Source organism: Nocardia sp. NPDC055321 (genome assembly GCF_053645575.1).
In genome coordinates, this window is record NZ_JBSHMS010000025.1 from 98,413 (window position 1) to 117,670 (window position 19,258).

Annotated in this window: 16 protein-coding genes; 6 read left to right on the plus strand and 10 right to left on the minus strand. The window is 71.5% G+C overall.

Annotated elements, in window-relative coordinates; translation table 11 throughout:
- The first annotated feature begins 127 nt into the window (after positions 1 to 127).
- Positions 128 to 1,516 (plus strand): class II 3-deoxy-7-phosphoheptulonate synthase, encoded by a 1,389-nt coding sequence (locus ACWIGI_RS32415; RefSeq protein WP_454206786.1) that lies wholly within the window; start codon positions 128 to 130, stop codon positions 1,514 to 1,516.
- Between the two features lie 108 nt (positions 1,517 to 1,624).
- Here the strand turns inward: ACWIGI_RS32415 and pknB are convergent, their stop codons facing one another.
- A complete protein-coding gene (gene pknB / locus ACWIGI_RS32420) occupies positions 1,625 to 3,631 on the minus strand; it encodes a Stk1 family PASTA domain-containing Ser/Thr kinase (protein ID WP_454206788.1) in 2,007 nt (668 codons plus the stop codon).
- A gap of 104 nt (positions 3,632 to 3,735) precedes the next feature.
- Here pknB and ACWIGI_RS32425 point away from each other — a divergent pair, with 104 nt between their 5' ends.
- Entirely contained in the window at positions 3,736 to 4,104 is a 369-nt protein-coding gene (locus ACWIGI_RS32425; RefSeq protein WP_454206790.1) for an Rv2175c family DNA-binding protein, read from the plus strand.
- Positions 4,105 to 4,163: 59 nt separating this feature from the next.
- Here the strand turns inward: ACWIGI_RS32425 and ACWIGI_RS32430 are convergent, their stop codons facing one another.
- From ACWIGI_RS32430 to ACWIGI_RS32445, 4 genes are all read right to left on the minus strand, one after another.
- Positions 4,164 to 5,138: a phytoene/squalene synthase family protein gene (locus ACWIGI_RS32430; protein ID WP_454206792.1), complete on the minus strand. Its 975-nt coding sequence runs from the start codon at positions 5,136 to 5,138 to the stop codon at positions 4,164 to 4,166.
- A complete protein-coding gene (locus tag ACWIGI_RS32435; protein ID WP_454206817.1) occupies positions 5,135 to 6,676 on the minus strand; it encodes an alpha-(1->6)-mannopyranosyltransferase A in 1,542 nt (513 codons plus the stop codon). Before ACWIGI_RS32435 ends, ACWIGI_RS32430 begins: the two co-directional genes overlap by 4 nt.
- A gap of 151 nt (positions 6,677 to 6,827) precedes the next feature.
- The gene (crtI, locus tag ACWIGI_RS32440; protein WP_454206794.1) at positions 6,828 to 8,441 is read right to left on the minus strand and encodes a phytoene desaturase family protein; all 1,614 of its coding nucleotides are present in this window, start codon (positions 8,439 to 8,441) and stop codon (positions 6,828 to 6,830) included.
- Between the two features lie 258 nt (positions 8,442 to 8,699).
- On the minus strand, positions 8,700 to 9,893 hold the full coding sequence (locus ACWIGI_RS32445) for a polyprenyl synthetase family protein (protein ID WP_454206796.1): 1,194 nt from the start codon (positions 9,891 to 9,893) through the stop codon (positions 8,700 to 8,702).
- Positions 9,894 to 10,487: 594 nt separating this feature from the next.
- Here ACWIGI_RS32445 and ACWIGI_RS32450 point away from each other — a divergent pair.
- Positions 10,488 to 11,486, plus strand: coding sequence for a methylenetetrahydrofolate reductase (locus ACWIGI_RS32450; RefSeq protein WP_454206798.1), 999 nt, complete (start codon positions 10,488 to 10,490; stop codon positions 11,484 to 11,486).
- A gap of 107 nt (positions 11,487 to 11,593) precedes the next feature.
- On the plus strand, positions 11,594 to 12,451 hold the full coding sequence (locus ACWIGI_RS32455) for a hypothetical protein (protein ID WP_454206800.1): 858 nt from the start codon (positions 11,594 to 11,596) through the stop codon (positions 12,449 to 12,451).
- 39 nt (positions 12,452 to 12,490) lie between these two features.
- Here the strand turns inward: ACWIGI_RS32455 and ACWIGI_RS32460 are convergent, their stop codons facing one another.
- The 5 genes from ACWIGI_RS32460 to ACWIGI_RS32480 form a co-directional block, all read right to left on the minus strand.
- Entirely contained in the window at positions 12,491 to 13,648 is a 1,158-nt protein-coding gene (locus ACWIGI_RS32460; RefSeq protein ID WP_454206819.1) for a glycosyltransferase family 2 protein, read from the minus strand.
- A complete protein-coding gene (locus ACWIGI_RS32465; protein ID WP_454206821.1) occupies positions 13,648 to 14,337 on the minus strand; it encodes a DUF3153 domain-containing protein in 690 nt (229 codons plus the stop codon). The genes ACWIGI_RS32460 and ACWIGI_RS32465 overlap by 1 nt, the downstream gene beginning before the upstream one ends.
- Before the next feature lie 102 nt (positions 14,338 to 14,439).
- Positions 14,440 to 15,240 (minus strand): carotenoid biosynthesis protein, encoded by an 801-nt coding sequence (locus ACWIGI_RS32470; protein WP_454206823.1) that lies wholly within the window; start codon positions 15,238 to 15,240, stop codon positions 14,440 to 14,442.
- A gap of 475 nt (positions 15,241 to 15,715) precedes the next feature.
- Positions 15,716 to 17,284 (minus strand): phytoene desaturase family protein, encoded by a 1,569-nt coding sequence (locus ACWIGI_RS32475; RefSeq protein ID WP_454206801.1) that lies wholly within the window; start codon positions 17,282 to 17,284, stop codon positions 15,716 to 15,718.
- The gene (locus tag ACWIGI_RS32480) at positions 17,281 to 17,892 is read right to left on the minus strand and encodes a GNAT family N-acetyltransferase (protein ID WP_354987296.1); all 612 of its coding nucleotides are present in this window, start codon (positions 17,890 to 17,892) and stop codon (positions 17,281 to 17,283) included. The genes ACWIGI_RS32475 and ACWIGI_RS32480 overlap by 4 nt, the downstream gene beginning before the upstream one ends.
- A gap of 260 nt (positions 17,893 to 18,152) precedes the next feature.
- Here ACWIGI_RS32480 and ACWIGI_RS32485 point away from each other — a divergent pair, with 260 nt between their 5' ends.
- Both ACWIGI_RS32485 and ACWIGI_RS32490 read left to right on the plus strand, forming a co-directional pair.
- Positions 18,153 to 18,602 (plus strand): SAV_6107 family HEPN domain-containing protein, encoded by a 450-nt coding sequence (locus tag ACWIGI_RS32485; RefSeq protein WP_454206803.1) that lies wholly within the window; start codon positions 18,153 to 18,155, stop codon positions 18,600 to 18,602.
- A gap of 124 nt (positions 18,603 to 18,726) precedes the next feature.
- Positions 18,727 to 19,152 (plus strand): DUF3040 domain-containing protein, encoded by a 426-nt coding sequence (locus tag ACWIGI_RS32490; protein ID WP_454206805.1) that lies wholly within the window; start codon positions 18,727 to 18,729, stop codon positions 19,150 to 19,152.
- Positions 19,153 to 19,258: the final 106 nt, after the last annotated feature.

The following is a 19,258-nucleotide window of genomic DNA, read 5'->3' on the forward strand; positions in this document are numbered from 1 at the left end:
CTTCCGGGTGGGCGGACGGTACCGGTTCGCGGCCGCGCCGGTTCATCGAAACAGACCCGCGACGGTGTGGTTTTTCTCAGCCCTGGGTGAGGTCCGCACGGTTTGTCGCGGTCCGTATTCTTGACACGTGAACTGGACCGTCGACGTACCGATCGATCGCCTGCCGGAACTCCCTCCGCTGCCCGCGGCGCTGCGCCGGCGTCTGGACGACGCGCTATCCCGCGAGGCGCTGCAGCAGCCCGGCTGGGACCCGGATCAGGCCGCCAAGATGCGGACCGTACTCGAGAGCGTGCCGCCCATCTGCGTGCCCGCCGAGGTCGAGGAGCTCAAGCTCCGCCTGGCCGAGGTCGCGCGCGGGGAAGCGTTCCTCATGCAGGGCGGTGACTGCGCGGAGACCTTCGCGGACAACACCGAACCGCATATTCGAGGCAACATCCGCACGCTGCTGCAGATGGCCGTGGTGCTGACCTACGGCGCGAGCCTGCCGGTGGTGAAGGTGGCCCGTATCGCGGGCCAGTACGCCAAGCCCCGCTCGTCCAACACCGACTCCCTCGGCCTCATCTCCTACCGCGGTGACATGGTCAACTCGCTCGTCGCCGATCCGGCGCTGCGCGAACACGATCCGTCGCGGCTGGTGCGCGCCTACGCCAACGCCTCGGCCGCCATGAACCTGGTGCGGGCCATGACCTCGGCCGGTATGGCCGACCTGCACCAGGTCCACAACTGGAACCGCGAGTTCGTGGCGCAGTCCCCGGCGGGTGCTCGCTACGAGGCCATGGGCATCGAGATCGACCGCGCGCTGGCGTTCATGAAGGCGTGCCGGGTCAACGATCCGAACCTGTCCACCGCGCGCCTGTACGCCTCGCACGAGGCCCTGGTCCTGGACTACGAGCGGGCGATGCTGCGCCTGAGCGAGCACCCGGTCACCGGTGAGCCGCTGCTGTACGACCTGTCGGCGCACTTCCTGTGGATCGGCGAGCGCACCCGTGCCCTGAACGGCGCGCACATCGCCTTCGCCGAACTGCTCGCCAACCCGATCGGTCTCAAGATCGGCCCGACCACCACGCCCGAGCAGGCCGTGGAATACGTCGAGCGCCTGGACCCGAACAACGAGCCGGGCCGCCTGACCCTGGTCGCGCGCATGGGCAACGGCAAGGTCCGCGACGTGCTGCCCGCGATCATCGAGAAGGTGCAGGCCACCGGGCACCAGGTCATCTGGCAGTGCGATCCCATGCACGGCAACACGCACGAGACCTCGAACGGCTACAAGACCCGCCACTTCGACCGCATCGTCGACGAGGTGCAGGGCTTCTTCGAGGTGCATCACGCGCTGGGCACCCACCCGGGCGGCCTGCACATCGAGCTGACCGGCGAGAACGTCACCGAGTGCCTCGGCGGCGCGCAGGACATCTCGGATCTGGATCTGTCGGATCGCTACGAGACCGCCTGTGATCCGCGCCTGAACACCCAGCAGTCCCTCGAGCTGGCGTTCCTCGTGGCGGAAATGCTGCGCTGAGTCCTGCGGCCGGGCGCGCGACGGCGCTCGGCGACAAGGCGATACGCGCGCGGCCCGATCCCCTCGGATCGGGCCGCGTCGCTGTTCGAGGCGAATGCGGTTGTGCCGCTAGGGAATAGCGACCAGGGTGATGGTCGCGCCGGATTCCACGTTGTTGCCGACGCCGGTGCTCTGGGAGATCACCAGGGAATTGTCGTTGGACGCCAGCTGGCGGACGGTGACCTGCAGGCCCAGGGCCTCCAGTTTCGCGCGGGCGGCGGCGACGGTGCTGCCCAGCACGTTCGGTACTTCGATGCCGTCGTTCAGGATCAGGGTGACGGCGCTGCCGGATTCGACGGTGGAGCCCGCGGCGGGATCGGTGCCGACCACCTCACCGGATTTGATCTTGGGGTGGAATTCGTTCCGGGTGCCGCCGACGGTGAGCCCGGCCTTCTCCAGGGTCTCGCGGGCCTCGGTCTCGGTCTTGCCGCTCAGATCCGGGAGTTTCACCGGCAGGGAACCCTTGCTGCGGAACACCTTCACGTTCGCGCCCGCGGGCAGAATGGTCCCGGGCACCGGATCCACCTTGGCGACCGTGCCTTTCGCGGCCGCGCTACCGACCTCGCCCGCGTCCACCGGGGTCAGCCCGGCATCCTTGATGGCCTGATTGACGGTGTTCACGTCCGCGCCCGGCGCGACCTCCGGAACCCGGGGCTTGCCGCTCGAGACCAGCACGGCCACCGTCGAACCCTTGGTGAGCTTGGATCCGGCGGGCGGATCGGTGCCGACCACGTTGCCCACCGGGATGATGTCCGAGGCCTTCTGCTTGGTCTCGGCCTCGAAGCCCGCGGCCTCGACGGCGGCGACCGCGCGCTGGGTGTCGAGGCCAGCGATCGAGGGCACCGCCTCGTACCGGCCCATGCCCAGCCACCAGCCGCCGATGCCCAGCAGCAGCGCCAGGGTGATCACCACGCCCAGCCACACCATCACCGTGCGCCGGGATCTGCTGCCGTTCTCGATGAGCTCGGAGTGGTAGTCCCCGCGGCCGGGCGGCGCGCCCGCGGGGGCCGGCGGCTGCGCGAAGTCCGGGGGGATCTCGCGGGCCGCGGTCATGACCCGGGTGTGCTGCTGCGGCGGCGGCGCCGGGGTTTCGGCGGGCAGCCGGGTGGTGAGGTCGGTCGCGCCGGGCGGGGGCGGGGTGTTCCGGCGGCGCCCGGGGGCCGGCGCGGCCGCCGGTGCGGGCGTCACGGCCTTGTACCGGGCGCTGAGGTGCTCGGCCGAGTCCTGCGGCGCGGGCACCCGGTACTCGGGCAGGCGCAGCTCGTGCGCGATGCGCCGCAGCTCACCCGCCATCTCGGCGGCGTCGGCGTAGCGGTGCCCGGGTTCGCGGGCGGTCGCGTGCGCGACCAGTTCGTCGAACTCGGCGGGCACGCCCGCGATGAAACGGCTCGGGCTGGGTACATCCTTCTCGACGCGCTGCAGGGCCACCGAGATCGAGGTGTCCCCGGTGAACGGGGTACGCCCGGTGAGCATTTCGAAGATGAGCACGCCCGCGGAGTACACGTCGCTGCGCGAATCGGCGCTGCCGCTGGTGACCTGCTCGGGGGACAGGTACGCGGCCGTGCCCAGAATCACGCTGTCGGAGGTGATGTTCGCGGCGGCGACCGCGCGCACCAGGCCGAAGTCGGCGATCTTGACCTCGCCGGAGTCGGAGATGAGGACGTTCTCCGGTTTGATGTCCCGGTGCACGAGCCCGGCCGCGTGCGCGACGCCGATGGCCGCCAGCACGGGCTCGGCGACCGCGCGCACCGCGTGCGGGGGCATGGGCCCGCGTTCGCGCAGCAGCTCGCGCAGGGTGCCGCCCTCGACCAGTTCCATGACCAGGAAGGGGTGATCGCCGTCCAGGCCCTGGTCGTACACCGCGACCAGGGACGGATGCTTGAGTTTGGCGACCGCGCGGGCCTCGAGTTCGAAGCGGGTGAGGAACTGCGGATCGGCGGCGAACTTGGGATCCATCACCTTGATGGCGACCGGACGGTCGAGCCGGGTGTCCACCCCTCGGAACACCATGGACATACCGCCGCGCGCGATCGGCGCGTCGATGCGGTAGCGCCCTTCCAGCATCTGGCCGATCAACTGCAACCCTTCCGACGAACAGCCGCTCTCTGCGGCTGGACCCGATGGTAGTCGGGTCGGGGTGTGATGCGGCGGATGCGAGGCGACAGACTACCGTTGTCCGGGTGAGTGCCATCCCTTTCAGCGATGATGTCCTGCCCGCCTCGGTGACCCTGATTCCGCTGCCCGACGTCGCGGACCGCATGGGCCTGGTCGTGACCCGGGTGCATCAGCTGCTGCGCGATCGCCAGATCATCGCGGTGCGCCGCGACGGCGTGCTCGGGATCCCGGAGGAGTTCTTCGACGCGCACGGCAACATCGCCAAGCATCTGACCGGCCTCATCACGGTCATGCACGACGCGAGGTACACCGACGAGGAGATCCTCGAATGGGTGTACACGGTGGACGAGTCGCTCCCGGGCCGTCCGATCGACGCGCTGCACGGTGATCTGGCCCGCGAGGTCATCCGCCGCGCCGCCGCCGACCCGTTCTAGGCGCACCGCCGACTCTCCGTATCCGACGTCCGCACCGGCCCGCGCCGGGGCGGGCCTGGTCACCGGGCGGGTTGCAGGGTCTTGGTGGTGAATTCCCTTGCCGCCACGCGTAATCGGCGGTGGGTGGGGACCGTCGCGCGGCCGCCGAAGATCTCGTGGTCGCGGCGCTCGATCTCCTTGAGGATGCCGCCGTAGAGGGTGGCGGCGGTGCGGATCGCCGGGCGCACGCGCGGGAGCAGCAGGTCGATGCCGGGCAGCGCGCGGCGGTAGATGTCGCGGTTGACGGCGATCAGGTGGGCCACCGCGCGGCGCACGCGCGGGTCGGTCTCGCCGGTGCGGCGGCACGCGGTGAGCAGGTCGCGGTCGACGCCGAAGGCGGCCAGGTCGTCGGCGGGCAGGTAGACGCGGCCGCGATCCAGGTCCTCGGCGACATCGCGCAGGAAATTGGTGAGCTGGAAGGCTTCCCCGAGCGCCGCGGCGGCGGGTTCGGCCTCCTCGACCGGTACGACGGTGCCCAGGATCGGCAGCAATTGCAGGCCGATGGCGGCGGCGGAACCGCGCATGTACTCGCGCAGGGCGGCCATTGTTGGGTAGCTGTCGCGGTAGTGCGGCCCGCCGGGGATGTCCATGCGCATGGAATCCAGGAACACCCAGAAGTGTTCGGGGGCAATGGAATACCGGCGGATGGTGTCCGAGACCGCGAGCAGTACCCGATCCTCGGGGCCGCCCGGATCGGTGTGGTCCGGTGTGCCGAGCTCCGCCGGGCGCGATAGTCGCCCGCGCAGTTCGTATTCCAGGCGATCCAGGTGCGCGGCCGCCGCGTCGGCGTGCGCGCTGTCCGAGTTCGCCGCCACCGCACCGTCTTCGGCGGTGTCGACGATGTCGTCCACGAGCCGCGCGAAGGCGTACAGCGCGTGTACGGCCGGTCTTCGCTCGGGTTCGAGCAGCCGGGTTGCCAGGAAATAGGTGCGGCCGTGCGCGGCGGCGATGCGCCGGCAGTCCCGGTAGGCGCGATCCAGCCCCGCCGGGGTCATGCCGGGCTGGGTGGGGAGCCCGCGTGCACCTGCACGCGCTCGGGCACCTTCGGATGGGTATGCGCGCTCAACCGCAGCGGATCCACCGTGCGCAACGACAGGGCAGCCACCACGGCCGCGAACGTCGCCAGCGCCACGTGCGGGAAGTTGTATAGCCCGATGGATCCGTCGGGCTGGAACACCAGCATGAGCCAGGTACACACCCCCACCAGCCACTGCAGTGTCGTGGTGGAGAGCGCGAATCCGGCGGCCAGCGCCAGCGGCCACGAGTAGTACCAGGGCAGCGCGGCGGGGGACAGGATCACGATCGCCACGAAGGCGATGAGAATGCCGAACACCGCGGCGCGCTCACTGTTGCGGAACCGCCACCAGGTCCACACCAGCACCACGATCAGGGCGGCCGCGCACAGCGCGCGGGTCACGTCCAGCACCGGTTCCAGGCGGAACGGGGTCACCCAGGTGGTCATGTGCGCCATCACGGTCGGCAGCGACAGCCAGTTGATGATCTTCTTCGATCCGGACAGCGCGGTGAGCCAGCCGATGCCGACCCCGGCCAGCGCCGAGGCGACCGCGAAGACCGCGGCGAACACCGCCACCCCGAGCCCGGCGATCTTGGCGAACATGAGCGTCGGATGCGGCAGCTCGCCCTCGCCCTGCGCGGCGCGGCGCTCGCGTTCGTGAATCATCCAGATCCACACCAGGAACGGCAGCGCCACGCCCGCGGTCGCCTTCACCCCGACGCCGATGGCGACCACCACGATGCCCGCCACGTGATGCCGTTCGAGCACCAGCGCGATACCGGCCGCCATCAGACCGACCATGAGCATCTCGTTGTGGACCCCGCCCATCAGATGGATCAGGACCAGCGGGTTGAGCACGGACAGCCACAGCGCGGTGGTGGGCTTGCCGCCCAGATGTTTGGTCAGATGCGGTACGGCCCAGACCATCAGCGCCAGGCCCGGCAGCATGACCAGGCGCAGCGCGATCGTCCCGGCCACCACGTTCTCGCCCGTGAGCGAGGTGATGGCGCGCGCGAGCAGCAGGAAGATCGGGCCGTAGGGCGCGGTGGTGGTGGTCCACACCGGGCTCACATTGTCCAGCAGCACACCGGGATTCACGACCGGCCCGACCTCGTACGGATTGAACCCGTCGCGCAGCAGCGCGCCCTGGGCCAGGTACGAGTAGGCGTCGCGGCTGAACATGGGCACCGCGAACAGCAGCGGGAAGATCCAGATGCCGACGATCGCGCGCAGTTCGTTGAGGGTGACCGTCACGTTCGGGACGTTGCCGATCGTGGCCCGCCCGAGCCGGACCCACGCGGTGATCATGGCCAGCACGCCGATCCAGACGAACACCGTCGAGAGCGCGTAGCCGTGCCCGAAACGCAGCCACGACAGGTGCGCGGCCTCGAGCAGCGGGTCGTTGCGGCGCACGCTGCCCGCGCCGAAACCGCCGAACGTGATCATCAGGGCGCCGAAGAAACCGAGCAGCGCGGCCTTGCCCTCGGGGCTGCGCGCGAAGTCGGCGTAGGAACGCATCCGGTGGTGCGATGCCGGGCCGCCGGTGATCCGGTCGGTGTCGGTGCCGCGCGGTGGGATGGCGGCGTCCGTATCGGGGGTCGGCATCGGTGGTCGTTCCCCCCGGAAAGGACGGCGGCGCCAGCCGCGGTGGTTCAGGTCGCCGACGAGTCTAGTGTGTGCGCGGCGGTGCTACCGCCTCGGCGGGGGCGGTTCGGCCTTCGGCATGTCGTAGATCACCCGCGATTCGGGTCGCGGCGAGTTTTCCGGACAGCAGAACGGTGGGCACGCCGACGCCCGGGACGGTGCCCGATCCCGCCAGAACCACGTTGTCACGGCCCGGAACCAGGTTCCGGGTGCGGAACGGACCGGTCTGGCGGAACAGGTGCGCGGCGGCGAACGGGGTGCCCGCCAGCATGCCCCGACCGCGCCACGTGCGCGGCGTGTCGACGATGTCGATCCGGAAGTGCTCCGAAATGCCGTGGTAGCCGCGATCTTCCAGCACGCCGAGCAACTCCCGCAGGTAGAACGGGCCGAGCCGGTCCCAATCCAGCGGCGCCGCGTCCAGATTGGGGCAGGGGGCCAGGAGCGAGAGCGGTTCGTGGCGCACGGTGTCCGAGAGCCTGCCCGCAGCGTCGATGTGCGTGCCCGGGCGGTCGATGTACAGGCCCGGATCGGTGAGCGCGGGCCGGGTCAACAGCAGGGACGGATCGCTCATGAGCGATCCGCGGCCGGGGCGGGCGGCGATCTCGGTGAAGGTGCGATCCCATTCGTGACCGAAGTCGATGGTGTGATGCGCGCGCACCGGCCAGGTCTCGGCGACATGGGCCGGGACGGTGCCGTGCGCGACCACGGCCGAGGGCGAGGCGCGCAGGCCGCGGCGCCGGCGCAGGCCGAAACGTTCGAGACCGCCGATGTCGGCGGTGACGACGACGGCGTCGCAGTCGATCGCGCGGCCGTCCGCGACGCGCACGGCCGCGGCCCGGCGGCCCCGGTAGTCGATGCCGGTGACCTCGGCGTTCAGTTCGAGCACGCCGCCGGCGTCGGTGAACGCGCGGGCCAGGGCGGCGGCGATGGCCCGCATACCGCCCTCGGGGTAGTACACGCCGAGGCAGGTGTCCATGTACGGGATGGCGCCGTAGACCGCCAGCGCCTGGTTGGGCGCGGTGCCCGCGAACAGGGCCTGGAAGCTGTACAGCCGGGCCAGCAGGTCGTCGCCCACGAGCCGGCGCACGCGCGGGCCGAGCCGGCCGAAACCGCCGAGCCGCACCAGTTCCAGCAGCGCCCGGCGCTTGTCCGGGTAGCGCACCATGTCCAGGGGCGAGTCGAAGTTGGTGTCCATGAAGTGCTCGAACTCGGCGTCGTAGACGCGCCGGAGCCAGTCGCGCAGCCGCCGGTAGCGCCGCCCGGCGGCGGCGTCGCGCACGTGGGTGATCTCGGCGACCATCCGCTCGGGATCGGAGTACACCCCGACCTCGGTGCCGTCGGCGAAGCGCGCCCGGTACGCGGGGGCGAGTTCGAGAATCCGCAGGCCCGCCGACTCCCGGGTCGCGCCGACGGCGGCCAGCGCCTCGTCGATGAGGCCGGGCACGGTCAGAATCGTTGCGCCGGAGTCGATCTCGTAGTCCGCGCCGCGGTAGAGCCCGACCCGCCCGCCCGGATGGTCGGCGCGCTCGAGCACGGTCACCGCCCGTCCGGTGCCCAGCAGATGCAGCGCCGCCGCCAGCCCGGACAGCCCCGCGCCGACCACCACGACCCGATCGCTGGGTCCCGCAACCGTTTTCATGCCCATACCCTGTGCTTCCCCGCTTCGATTTCCGTGTGGCCGCGCCGCCCTGCTTCCCGGATCACCCGCCACCGCGCGGGTGGGACGGCCCAGAACGATCGGGCCCCGTCGTCGTTCGTTCCGGGCCCCTCGCCTCGCGCCCGGCTGTGCCCGTTCGCTCGGTGGTTCGCGCACGGCGTTCCCGACCGCAACCCTCTCATCCGGCGGGTCGTCCTTCGCGCCGAGCCCGCGCGCGAATGCCCGTGCGGCGGACCGTCGTCAGTAGGAGCGCGCCGTCGCGGCCAGGGCCATGGCGCGGAGTCTGCGCTTGGCGTCGGCGGTGGCGGTGCTGGCGTCCAACGCGGTCAGGGCCTGTTCGGTGAGGTCGGCGATGCGCTGTTCGACCGCATCGACCGCGCCGAGATCGGTGAGCACGGCGCGCAGTTCGGTGACCAGCTCGGCGGAGACGTCGGTGCCGAGGTTGTCGCGGATCAGGGCCGCCGCGGCCGGGTCGGTCGCGTCGGCGCGGCGTAGCGCCTCGGCGATGAGCACCGTGCGCTTGCCCTCGCGCAGATCGTCGCCGGACGGCTTGCCGGTGACGGCCGGATCGCCGAAGACGCCGAGCAGATCGTCGCGGAGCTGGAAGGCGATGCCGATGTCGGTGCCGAATTCGCGGTAGGCGGCGACGAGTTCGGGGTCGGCGTCGGCCAGGGCCGCGCCCAGGTGCAGCGGTCTCTCGATGGTGTACGCGGCGGTCTTGTAGCGATTGATGCGCAGCGCGGCCTCGACCGACTCGTCACCGCCCGCCTCGCCGTGGATGTCGAGCATCTGCCCGCCGAGCACCTCGGTGCGCATGGCCGCCCAGACCGGGCCGAAGCGGGCCAGGGCGGCCGCGGGCAGCCCGGCCTCGCGGGTCATGTCGTCGGCCCAGGCCAGGGCGAGATCGCCGATGAGGATGGAGATGGATTCGCCGTAGTGCAGGGCGTCGCCGATCCACTGTTCGCGGATGTGGCGCTGCTCGTATTCCACGTGCACGGTCGGGAATCCGCGCCGGGTGCGCGAGGAGTCGATGATGTCGTCGTGGATGAGCGCGGCCGCCTGCACCAGTTCCAGTGCGGCACAGGCCGTCAGCACCGCGTCGGCCTCGGGGTCCTCGGGGTCGCGGCCCGCGCCGAGCCAGCCGGTCCAGGCGAACGCGGGCCGGGTGCGCTTACCGCCGCGCAGCACGAACTGCTCGAGCACCCGCACCGCCTCCACCACGACCGGGCCCAGCGGCTCGACGATCTCGCGCCGGGTCTCGAAGAAGGCGGTCAGGCGTTCCTGCACGGCGGCGACGAGCGATTCCGCGCCGACCGGCTGACGGGTCGGGGTACCGGGTCCGGCGGACAGCGGATCCTCCTGGGGGGTGAGCGCCGCGCACTCGCGCGCGACGCGTTCGCGGCCCCGGCCGACGGCGCTCGGCGACCCGCCCACGCGGTGACACGGAAAGGTTCGCCGAACAGCCACCCCGCGAGCCGACCGGCCGCGGGCGGGGTTCGGCACCGACTGTACCGAGCGGCAGGTTCCCGAAGCACATCCGCCCGGATCACCGACCCCACCCCCGGCGCCCTGCCGGACCGGGGTGATAGGTCGAGGCGTGCCGCACGTCGCCGGATCGAGTGGTGTCCGAGCGCGACTGCCGGGTGCGCCGCGCGCACCACCGACGTTCGTGGTGCCGAGCGCGGGGGAGGCGCAGCCCGAGTCTGCGGACTCGCGTCCGCTGTCGAGCCCGGGTCCGGCGGAGAACGATCGGCTCGAGGCGCCCGGATCAGGGCGGCCGCGCGTGGATTCGTGGCACCCTGCGGCGAGCACCGATCGTGGATCAGCCATGTGATCGGGAGGTGCTCGGACCGGATGCGGCCCGAAAGTGTCAGGATCCACACGAGCGGGGGCGGCGGGGAGGTTCGGCCCGTCGGGGGCCGGTCCGGGGGCGGATATTTTCCGGCGCGGAGCGGAAAATGCCGGTAGAGGCGGTGGGCGGGGGCGGGTTCGGGCGTGGCGGAGGTGGGCGCCCCTTAAACTGGGGCCGTGAGTTTCGACAATGTACGGGGATATTCGACCCCTGGCCGAGTTTCCCGCACGCCGCTCGTGTCCGGAACTCGCTCGATCGTTCAGCAGCTCGGGCCGCGCCCGGACGGGTCGGTGCCGTTCTCGGTGGAGTTCAATCCGCCACGGGACGCCGCGGCCGAGGCCCGGTTGTGGCGGGCGGCCCGGGAGTTCGAACGCCTGCATCCGGCCTTCGTGTCCATGACCTACGGGGCGGGCGGATCCACCCGCGATCGCACGATCCGGGTGACGGGTCAGCTGGCGCGCGAGACCACCCTGCTCACGGTGGCGCACCTGACGGCCGTGGATCACAGTGTCGCGGAACTGCGTTCGATCGTCGGCGCCTACGCCGACTCGGGCATCCGCAATCTGCTGGTGCTGCGCGGGGATCCGCCGGGAGATCCGCTGGGGGAGTGGATCGCACACCCCGAGGGCGTGCAGTATGCGGAGGAGCTGGTGCGCATGGTGCGCGAGCTCGGCGACTTCCACGTGGGCGTGGCCTCGTTCCCGCAGGGGCATCCGCGCTCGTCGGACCTGGAGACCGACACCGCGCACCTGATCGCCAAACTCCGTGCGGGCGCGGAGTATTCGATCACCCAGATGTTCTTCGACCCCGAGCACTACTTCCGCCTGCGCGAGCGGGCGCTCGCGCTCGACCCGGTCGAGGGCGCCAAGCCGATCATCCCCGAGCTCATGCCCATCACCTCGCTGCGGACCGTGCAGCGCGCGGTGGAACTGTGCGGGCGCGAGCTGCCCGCCGGGGTCATGGAGCGGTTGCGCAAGGCCGCCGGCGACGGTCCGGAGGAGAACAAGGCGGCGGTCCGGGCGGCCGGTATCGAGATCGCCACCGAGATGGCCCAGCGCCTCATCGACGAGGGCGCGCCCTGCCTGCACTTCATCACCCTGAACTTCGCCAAGGCCACCGGCGAAGTCCTGGCGAACCTGGGGTACACCGTCGCTCCGGCGGCCGTGCACGCCTGATCGTTTCGCCCGCACCGAATCCGGCGCGGGCGTGCCGGGCGAAATGTCTGGAATGTTCTGATCCACGGAGTAGCGTGCGACCTCGACCGCGACGTTGAGGAGCCACCATGGCCGTGTTGCCGCACCTCGTACGTGTCGCAGGCGCGTTGAGCGCCTGTGCGCTGCTCACCGCCGCAGGTCCGGCGGGCGCGGACCCCGTGACCCCCGCCGCCCCGGAGATAGGCAACTCTCCGGCAATCAGCTTGGGCCAGGGCGCGACGGCCGACTCCGGCACCGCTGCGGGGAACGGAGTCGCCGCCGTCCTGGCCCAGGGCGTCGCCGCCGCGATGGCGGGCGGGATCGACCCGCAGGACACCGCCGCCGCCGTGACCGCGCTGGCGGGCGCGACCGCGACCGCCGCGCCCACAGACTGGCTCGCCGCCTACGGCGAGACCGTGAAGGGCCTGCAGCAGTTGGGGATTCAGCCCTTCCTGTACCCGACCGCCGCCCCCTACTGCCTGACCGGGACCACCCTGGGCCTGGCCCCGGCCGTCGCGGGCGCGATCCCCGGCCCGTGGCCCGAACAGGCCATAGCCGTTCCGGGACTGGATCTCTCGGCCGTCAAGGCCGGCCAGACCATGTACGCCTTCGTGCCCTACGGGGTGAACGCGGACGGCGCCGACACCTCCGGCATGCAGGTGGTGTGGCTCAACCTCGACACCGGGCGCAGCGGTTTCGCGCCCATGGGCACGCTCGCGCAGGTCGTCAACGGCATGATCCCCGAACAGGTTCCGCTCGAACTGCGCCCCATGGTCGAGCAGGCGGTCGCGCAGTTCTTCGCCGGCGCGCTGCCGCGCGGCGGGGTGCGGGCGGTCCCGGTGGACACCGGCTCGGGCACGGTGCTCGCCGCCATGTTCGGCGTGGTCCGCAACGGCGAGAACTCCTGCTTCTTCTTCCCGACGGTGGGCCTGACCCCGGTGCCGTAGTCCCGGGCGGCGGGGCGGGTAGGTAGACGTCGCCGAGATTCAGCGCGCGTCGCCGAGTGCGCGTCCCTTCCAGGACAGTCGCCCGCGCGAGTGTGCGAGGTGTGAGCGTGCGGACAGGCCCAGGTAGGCCGCCACCGAGATCGGATGTGCCAGCGCCGCAAGGGCATCCGCGCGGGTCGGCGGCCCGCCGGTCTCGGTGGATCTGGCGAGCAGGCGGCCGGTGACCCCGGCCGCGTAGCCGAGCAGGCCGGCACGGCGTATCCGGCCCCGGCCCAGCAGCGCGGCCAGCGGCGGCGCGCAGTAGGCGAGTCCGGCGTAGACGCCGACCCCGGCGCTGCCCGCGGGCCCGCCGTAGGCCGACCACAGCCAGCGCGTGTATCCGGCGTCGAGTTCGCCCGCGCCCCGGTACATCCGGGTCCGCGCCAGCCGGCCGCCCGGCACCAGTTCGGTGCGCGCCCCGGCCCGGCGCAGGACCCGCGCGAGCGCCAGATCCTCGGTGACCCGGTCGGCCACCGCGGTGTGCCCGCCCACCCGCGCGTAGGTCGCGGCGTCGAAGACCAGGAACTGCCCGCAGGCCACGGCCGTACTCGGGCGCAGACTCCGATTGCCCAGCGGCAGCGGCAGTGTCGAGGCCCACGACCAGGCCAGCAGCGGCTGTACCAGCCGTTCGAGCGCGGATCCGGCGTCCTGCCGGGGCCAGGCGCACACCAGACCCGCACGGCCGCGCCGCAATTCGGCGACCACGGCCGCCAGCGCGCCGGGGTGCAGTCGCACGTCGGCGTCGAGGAAGATGAGGACGCCGAAGTCCTGGCCGGTCAGTTCGGCCAGGCGCGCGCAGGCGGCGTTCTTGCCGGTCCAGCCGGGCGGTGGCGCGATGTCGGTGCGCACCACGGTGAATCGTTCGTCGTCGCCGATGGCCGCCAGCGCGGCGGCCTCGGTGCCATCGGTGGAGGCGTCGTCCAGGATGAGCACGCCCAGATCCGCGACGCCGCGCTGGGCGCGCAGATCCGCGATGAGCGCGGGCAGCCGGTCCGCCTCGTCCCTGGCCGGGACGCAGACCGTGACCACCTCGTCCACGGTCGCGGGAGCGGTGCGCAACTGCCGCACGGTGATTCGATTGAGCAGCGTGGTCGCCGCCCCGAACAGGGCGAGGGCAGTCCCGGCCCGCACCGCGAACTCGCCGGTGCGGGACACGATCACACCCGGTGTTCGTGGTCGGGGCGCACCCAGCGCATGGCACGCACGAACGCCGGCGGATCGGGATTGCGGTTCATGTACGCCAGCACCGCGACCATGGCCGCCACCGCCAGGGTGATACCGCCGACGATGCCCGCCCAGCCCGCGAAGGACCGGGTGTTGGGATCGGCGTAGCCGACCTCGGCGCGCAACTGGTTCACCTCACCGGCGCTCAGCTTCCAGACCACCTTGGAATCACCCTCGCGGGTGCCGTTGGTGGTGGCGACGCGGGCCGGGAAGGCCACGGTGAACTGCACGTCCGAGCCGTGCGGGGGCAGGCTCTTCAGGTCGACGCGGCCGGTCAGGGTGACCAGATCGCCGACCCGGGTGAACTGCAGCGTGAACATGCCCTGGGTCTGATCCGAAAGCGCGCCGAGCTGGGACACCTCACCGAAGGTGAGATCGTCGAAGTACACCTGCGAGCCGACGTAGCCGTCCTGGCTGTACGGGTCGACCCGCACCTTGCCCGAGAGCGCGTCGGGGGCGACCAGCTGCGGGCCCTTGTCCTTGTCGTTCTGCGGAACGGCCGCGGCCACGATGCGCCCGGAGACCCGGTCGTTGGACGAGACGCCCATGGACGCCTGCACGCGCAGGCAGCCGGTCAGCGCGAAGGCCAGTGCGGCCAGCAGCAGGGCGGCCGATATTCGCACCCACCGGCGTGATCGCCGCCGCCGGGCCGAGGCTCGCGCACCCGTCGCGAGGTCGGATTCGAGCGTGTCGTCTGCTGTGGAGATGATCGGACTCGGCACGGCTCACATCGTGCCATGGTCCAGGGGCCGCAGTGTGATTCGACGGGCCAGCAGCCCCCGAACCAGTGGAATCCCCAGCGTCGCCATACCGAGGAGTCCGTACGCCGCGGACACCGGCAACCCCAGGAAAACCGCGTGGGCCAGCGCCGATCCCAGCCACGTCCACCCGAACACCGCGACCGGGACGACGAGCGCGGCCCGGCTGTCCGCCACGGTCCGATCCCAGAGCTGCAGCAGCCCGGCCATCACCAGCCCGACCGCGAACCAGCCCAGGTAGTTCGTGAACGGAATCGCCCCGAGCCCCGGCAGTCCCGGATAACTCGAACACCATGTCCACTGCCCGTCGGCGACCATCTGCGGGTCCAGGAACAGGTCCCAGCCCACCGCGCCCAGCGCCGTCAGGGGAATTCGCACGCGCCCGGCCGGATTCAGCAGCCCGGCCACCACCCACACCGGATACACCCCGCCGGTCCAGGCCAGCGGCACGACCAGCGGCACCCCCGCCACCTCGGGCCCGAGCCGCCCACTCGCGTACTCGTAGCACCCGAACGGCACCCCCGTCGCGATCCCCGCGATCTCCGCGAGCAGCCCGGCCCCCGACACGATGACCAGCAGCCCCGCCGCCCACCGCACCCCCCGCGTGAGCCCCGCGTGCACGAGCGCCGTCCCCGCCGACAACAGCACGACCGCGACCGTGACCCGGTCCCGAGCGACCCCGTCCACCAGCGGGTACGAGATCTGCACGAGCACCAGCAGCACCGCCGGCGCGACCGCGACCCACGTCCCCCGCCCCGCCGCGAGCACCCCTGTCGGCTCCGCGCTCCGGCTCAACACGCCGTGCTCCGGCGCCCAGCCGACGCGGTCGTAAACGGCCCGGTCATGCTGATCAGCCGCAAGTCTTCCTCGTGCGGCCGAACTTCGGTGCCACGTCGTGGATCACCGGGTGCGATGCCGGATCGAATCCGGTTCCCGGTGAGGCAGATTCGACCCTGGTGGCAAGGCTCCGGCGAGCGGCCAAGGTGCTGTCGAGCGTGACTCGGGTACCCGAACCGGGGCTGGGCACGGCCGTGGCGGCATGATGCGGACACCGCACCCGGCGCGTGGGAGGCAGGCGGGTGCGTGCTCGGTCGGCGGCGAGCACGTCTCGAGTAATCGGCGGTACCGATGCCGTCGTCGAGCCGACGCTTCGCGGGGTTGGTCGCGGAGCGAGCCGGGCGCCGTCCGACCAGGGCACACGCCGGGTGTGGAGTCGTCCGGAAACCGGGTAGGGCGGAGTCTGTCATCGGCGGGGGAGGCGGAGGCGGGGGCGGCGCAGGTCGCGGCGGACCAGGGCCGCGGCGCTGCGGCCGCTGGCGCCGGAGACGCCGCCGCCGGGATGGGTCGAGGCGCCGGTCAGGTAGAGGCCGGGAGCGCCGGGGACGCGGTGGCCGGAGAGCTCGGGCAGCGGGCGCCACAGGAACATCTGGTCCAGGGACATCTCCACGTGCATGACGTTGCCGCCGAGCAGGCCCATCTCGCGTTCGAGATCGACCGGGGTCTGCACGTGACGCTGGAGCACGGAATCGGCGAAACCCGGTGCGTGGGCGTCGACTTCGGCGACGATGCGGTCACCCTCGCGGTCGGCGTGATCGCTCCAGGAACTCCCATCGGCCAGTGCGTACGGGTGCCATTGCGCCCACAGCGAGAGCTGATGCTCGCCCGCGGGCGCGATGCTGGGATCGAGGGCGCTGAAACTCATGGCGAGCACCGCCGGTCGCGGCGGCAACTCCCCGGCCAGTGCCGCACCGTGCGCGGTGCGCAGCTGTCCGCGGTCGGTGACGAGCAGTTGCAGACCGTGCGCGGATTCGGCCGTCTCGGCCCCCGCGTACCGGGGCAGCGCCGAGGTGGCGGCCCGGACCACCATGCCGATGCCGGGCCCGACGCGGATGCGCCGCCGCCAGTCCGTCAGCGTCTCGGCGTCGAAACCGCCCTTTTCCAGCAGGTTCAGCGTGGTGAGGATGTGACTGCCCGCGATCACCGTGTCCGCGTGGACTTCTCGCCCGCTCGCGGTGCGCACCAGCCAGCTCTTGCCCGCGCGGGTCAGTGCGACGGCCGCGTCGCCGGGGGAGACCACGCCGCCGTCGGCGCGCAGCCGCGCCACCAGCGCGGCGCTGAGCGCGCCGGAGCCGCCGACCGCCCGCCCGGGCGGCAGGGTGTGCATGAGCGCGGCGAACCCGACCATGGGCGCGGACCCGGGTTCGGACATCGGCGGCCCGGACTGCGCGCCCCACCAGGCCAGGGCCGCTTTCAGCCGCTCATCATCGAAAAGGCTGTCCAGCAAAGCGTCTCCGCTCTGCAGGAACTCGCGCGAGAGCGCGCTGCCGCCGCCCTGCGCGTCGAGCCCCCAGAACGAGCGCAACAGTCGCCCCGGGGTGGGCGCGCCGCCGAACGAGCGCATGACGCTCGCGGTGCGCGGCGCCCACACCCGCACGAATTCTCGGTACGCGGCCGCGTCGCGCGCACCGCAGGCGGCCGCGATGGACGCGCAGGTGGCCTCGACGTCGCGGTGGAACACCAGCGGCGGGGCATCCGAGCCGGGCGGCGCGGGCGCGAAAGCCCAGGGGTCGCAGTCGATGTACCGCAGTCCGAAGCGGTCGAGCTCGAGCTCCTCGACGATCCCGGTGTGCCGGATCATGATGTGCGCCGACGACCCGCGATCGACCAGATGCCCGGGGAACCGCTCGACCGTCGACACCGCCCCGCCCAGCACCGTGTCGCGTTCGAGCACTTCCACCGCGTGCCCGTCGCGTGCCAGGTAGCAGGCCGCGACCAGTGCGTTGTGGCCCGAGCCGATGATCACCACGCTCACAGCGGCAGCTGCCGCCCGAGCACGGCGAACTGCCGGGTGTCCCCGGCGAAGATGAAGCGCCGCACCACATCGCCGAAACCCTGCCGCCGGTACAGCTTCCAGGCCCGGTTGGCCTCGTGGTCCACCTCGGGCGTGGACAGCAGCACGCTGCGCTCGGGCCGGTTCTGCAGCAGCCGGGTGAGCAGGATCTCCCCGATGCCGCGTCCCTGCGCGGCCGGATGCACGTGCAGTTCGGTGAGTTCGAAGTAGTCCGCGAGCAGTTCCCGCGCCGCGTGCTCGGGCCAGCCGGTGCGGCGCATGCCGCTGTACACCTGCTGATGCCACCACTGGTGCGGTGCGCCGTGATAGCCGTACGCGATGGCCACGATGGGCGCGGTGCGCAGGTCGAGCCGGCCGTCGTCGTCGGGCAGTACCGCGGCCACGGACTGCCAGCCGGGCCGGGTGGTGTGCTCGGTCCACATGGGTGCGCGCTGATGCTCGGTGCCGCGCGGGTAGTCCATCGCCGCGACGTACACCGCGAGGGCGTCGTGCAGCCGGGCTCGCAGGGTCGCCGCCGACAGATCGACGACGACGGGTGCGGGCGTGGTGTTGGGTGTGACGGCGGTCATCGGGCAGGCGCGGCTCTCGTTGACGAGGGTGGGGGTTCGGCGAAGCGGACAGTGACTCGACGGGTTCGACGATAGTGCCGACATCGCGCCGTCCGCGATTCCGTCCCCGCGAGCGGGGTCGATTTCCGGAACTTGTCGGTGGGCGTCTCTATATTCAGACACAATTGAAACCTTCGAATGCCTGTTCGATCTTCGTGGTGGCTCATCTGCTTCGGAAGAGGTACCCGGGAACGTGGGGTATGCGAGTGGGGAGGTGCCCGATGTCCGGTACAACTGAACGTCAGAGCCATTCCGGCTACCCCGGCCGCGCCGGTGAGCTGCTGCGCCGAGCCGACGGCCTGCTCATGCAGGCCGCGGGCGAGCACGATCCGACCGAGCGTTTCCGCGCCGCCTACCTGGCCGCCCTGCGCGGCGCCGGCGCGGTGCTCGCGCTGACGGGCGCCGACCGCGCGCCCCGGGCCCGTTCCCGCAACGCCTGGGTGCTCATGCAGAAGGCCGCGCCGGAGTTCGTCATGTGGGCCGACTACTTCACCGGGCAGTCCGAGACGCGCGCGGCGCTCGAGGCCGGTCTGCCGCGGGAGGTGGACGATCGGCGCGCCGATGAGTTCGCTTCGCGGGTAGGGGCATTCCTGCACGACGTGGAAGATCTGCTCGCTTCTACGTCTCGTTTGCGTCCCGGTACGGGATGGGTTCCGGGAATGCTGGCCTGAGTTCCGGCGAGTAGGTGGTAGCTCGCTGATCGAACTCGTATTATTGGGGCAGACAGCCGCCAACGCCGGCTATCTGTCGCTTACCCGGAGGCGACCGCCACCACCTAGTGCCGGGGGAGGTACCGTGCCACTCTCCGAGCACGAGCAGCGCATGCTCGAACAAATCGAGAGCGCGCTCTATGCTGAGGACCCCAAGTTCGCCTCGACGGTTCGGGGTGGACGCCTACGTTCCGCTACCGGCCGACGCAGACTCCAATCGGCGGCTCTGTTCGTCCTCGGTCTGTTCTTACTCGTGGCAGGCATAGCCGCGCCCGTGAAGCTGGGCGACTTCCCGATCATCAGCTTGATCGGCTTCATTGTCATGTTCGGCGCGGGAGTGCTGTTGCTGATCGGTGGCCCCGGGATGAACTCCCAGGGCACCCGCGGCGACGAGCAGCATCCCGCCGCCGGACCCGGTCCCGGCGGCGGCCGTGGCCGGCCGCGCAAGCAGGGCGGGTTCTCGGCGCGAATGGAGGATCGGTTCCGTCGCCGGTTCGAACAGGACAACTGAGCGGCCCGCTCCGTTGTCATCGGAGCGGACCGATTCGCTGTAACTGAAGCAAGCGCGACACGCCGTGGCGCCACACCCAGTATTTTTTTTGGGGCGACGCGGGTTA

Coding starts and splice junctions, on each gene's coding strand:
- ACWIGI_RS32430 (WP_454206792.1), bottom strand. CDS start 5,138: ATGACCCCGGCGGGGCTGGATCGCGCCTACCGGGACTGCCGGCGCATC.
- ACWIGI_RS32435 (WP_454206817.1), bottom strand. CDS start 6,676: ATGCGTTCCTACGCCGACTTCGCGCGCAGCCCCGAGGGCAAGGCCGCG.
- crtI (WP_454206794.1), bottom strand. CDS start 8,441: ATGAAAACGGTTGCGGGACCCAGCGATCGGGTCGTGGTGGTCGGCGCG.
- ACWIGI_RS32455 (WP_454206800.1), top strand. CDS start 11,594: ATGGCCGTGTTGCCGCACCTCGTACGTGTCGCAGGCGCGTTGAGCGCC.
- ACWIGI_RS32480 (WP_354987296.1), bottom strand. CDS start 17,892: ATGACCGCCGTCACACCCAACACCACGCCCGCACCCGTCGTCGTCGAT.
- ACWIGI_RS32485 (WP_454206803.1), top strand. CDS start 18,153: ATGTCCGGTACAACTGAACGTCAGAGCCATTCCGGCTACCCCGGCCGC.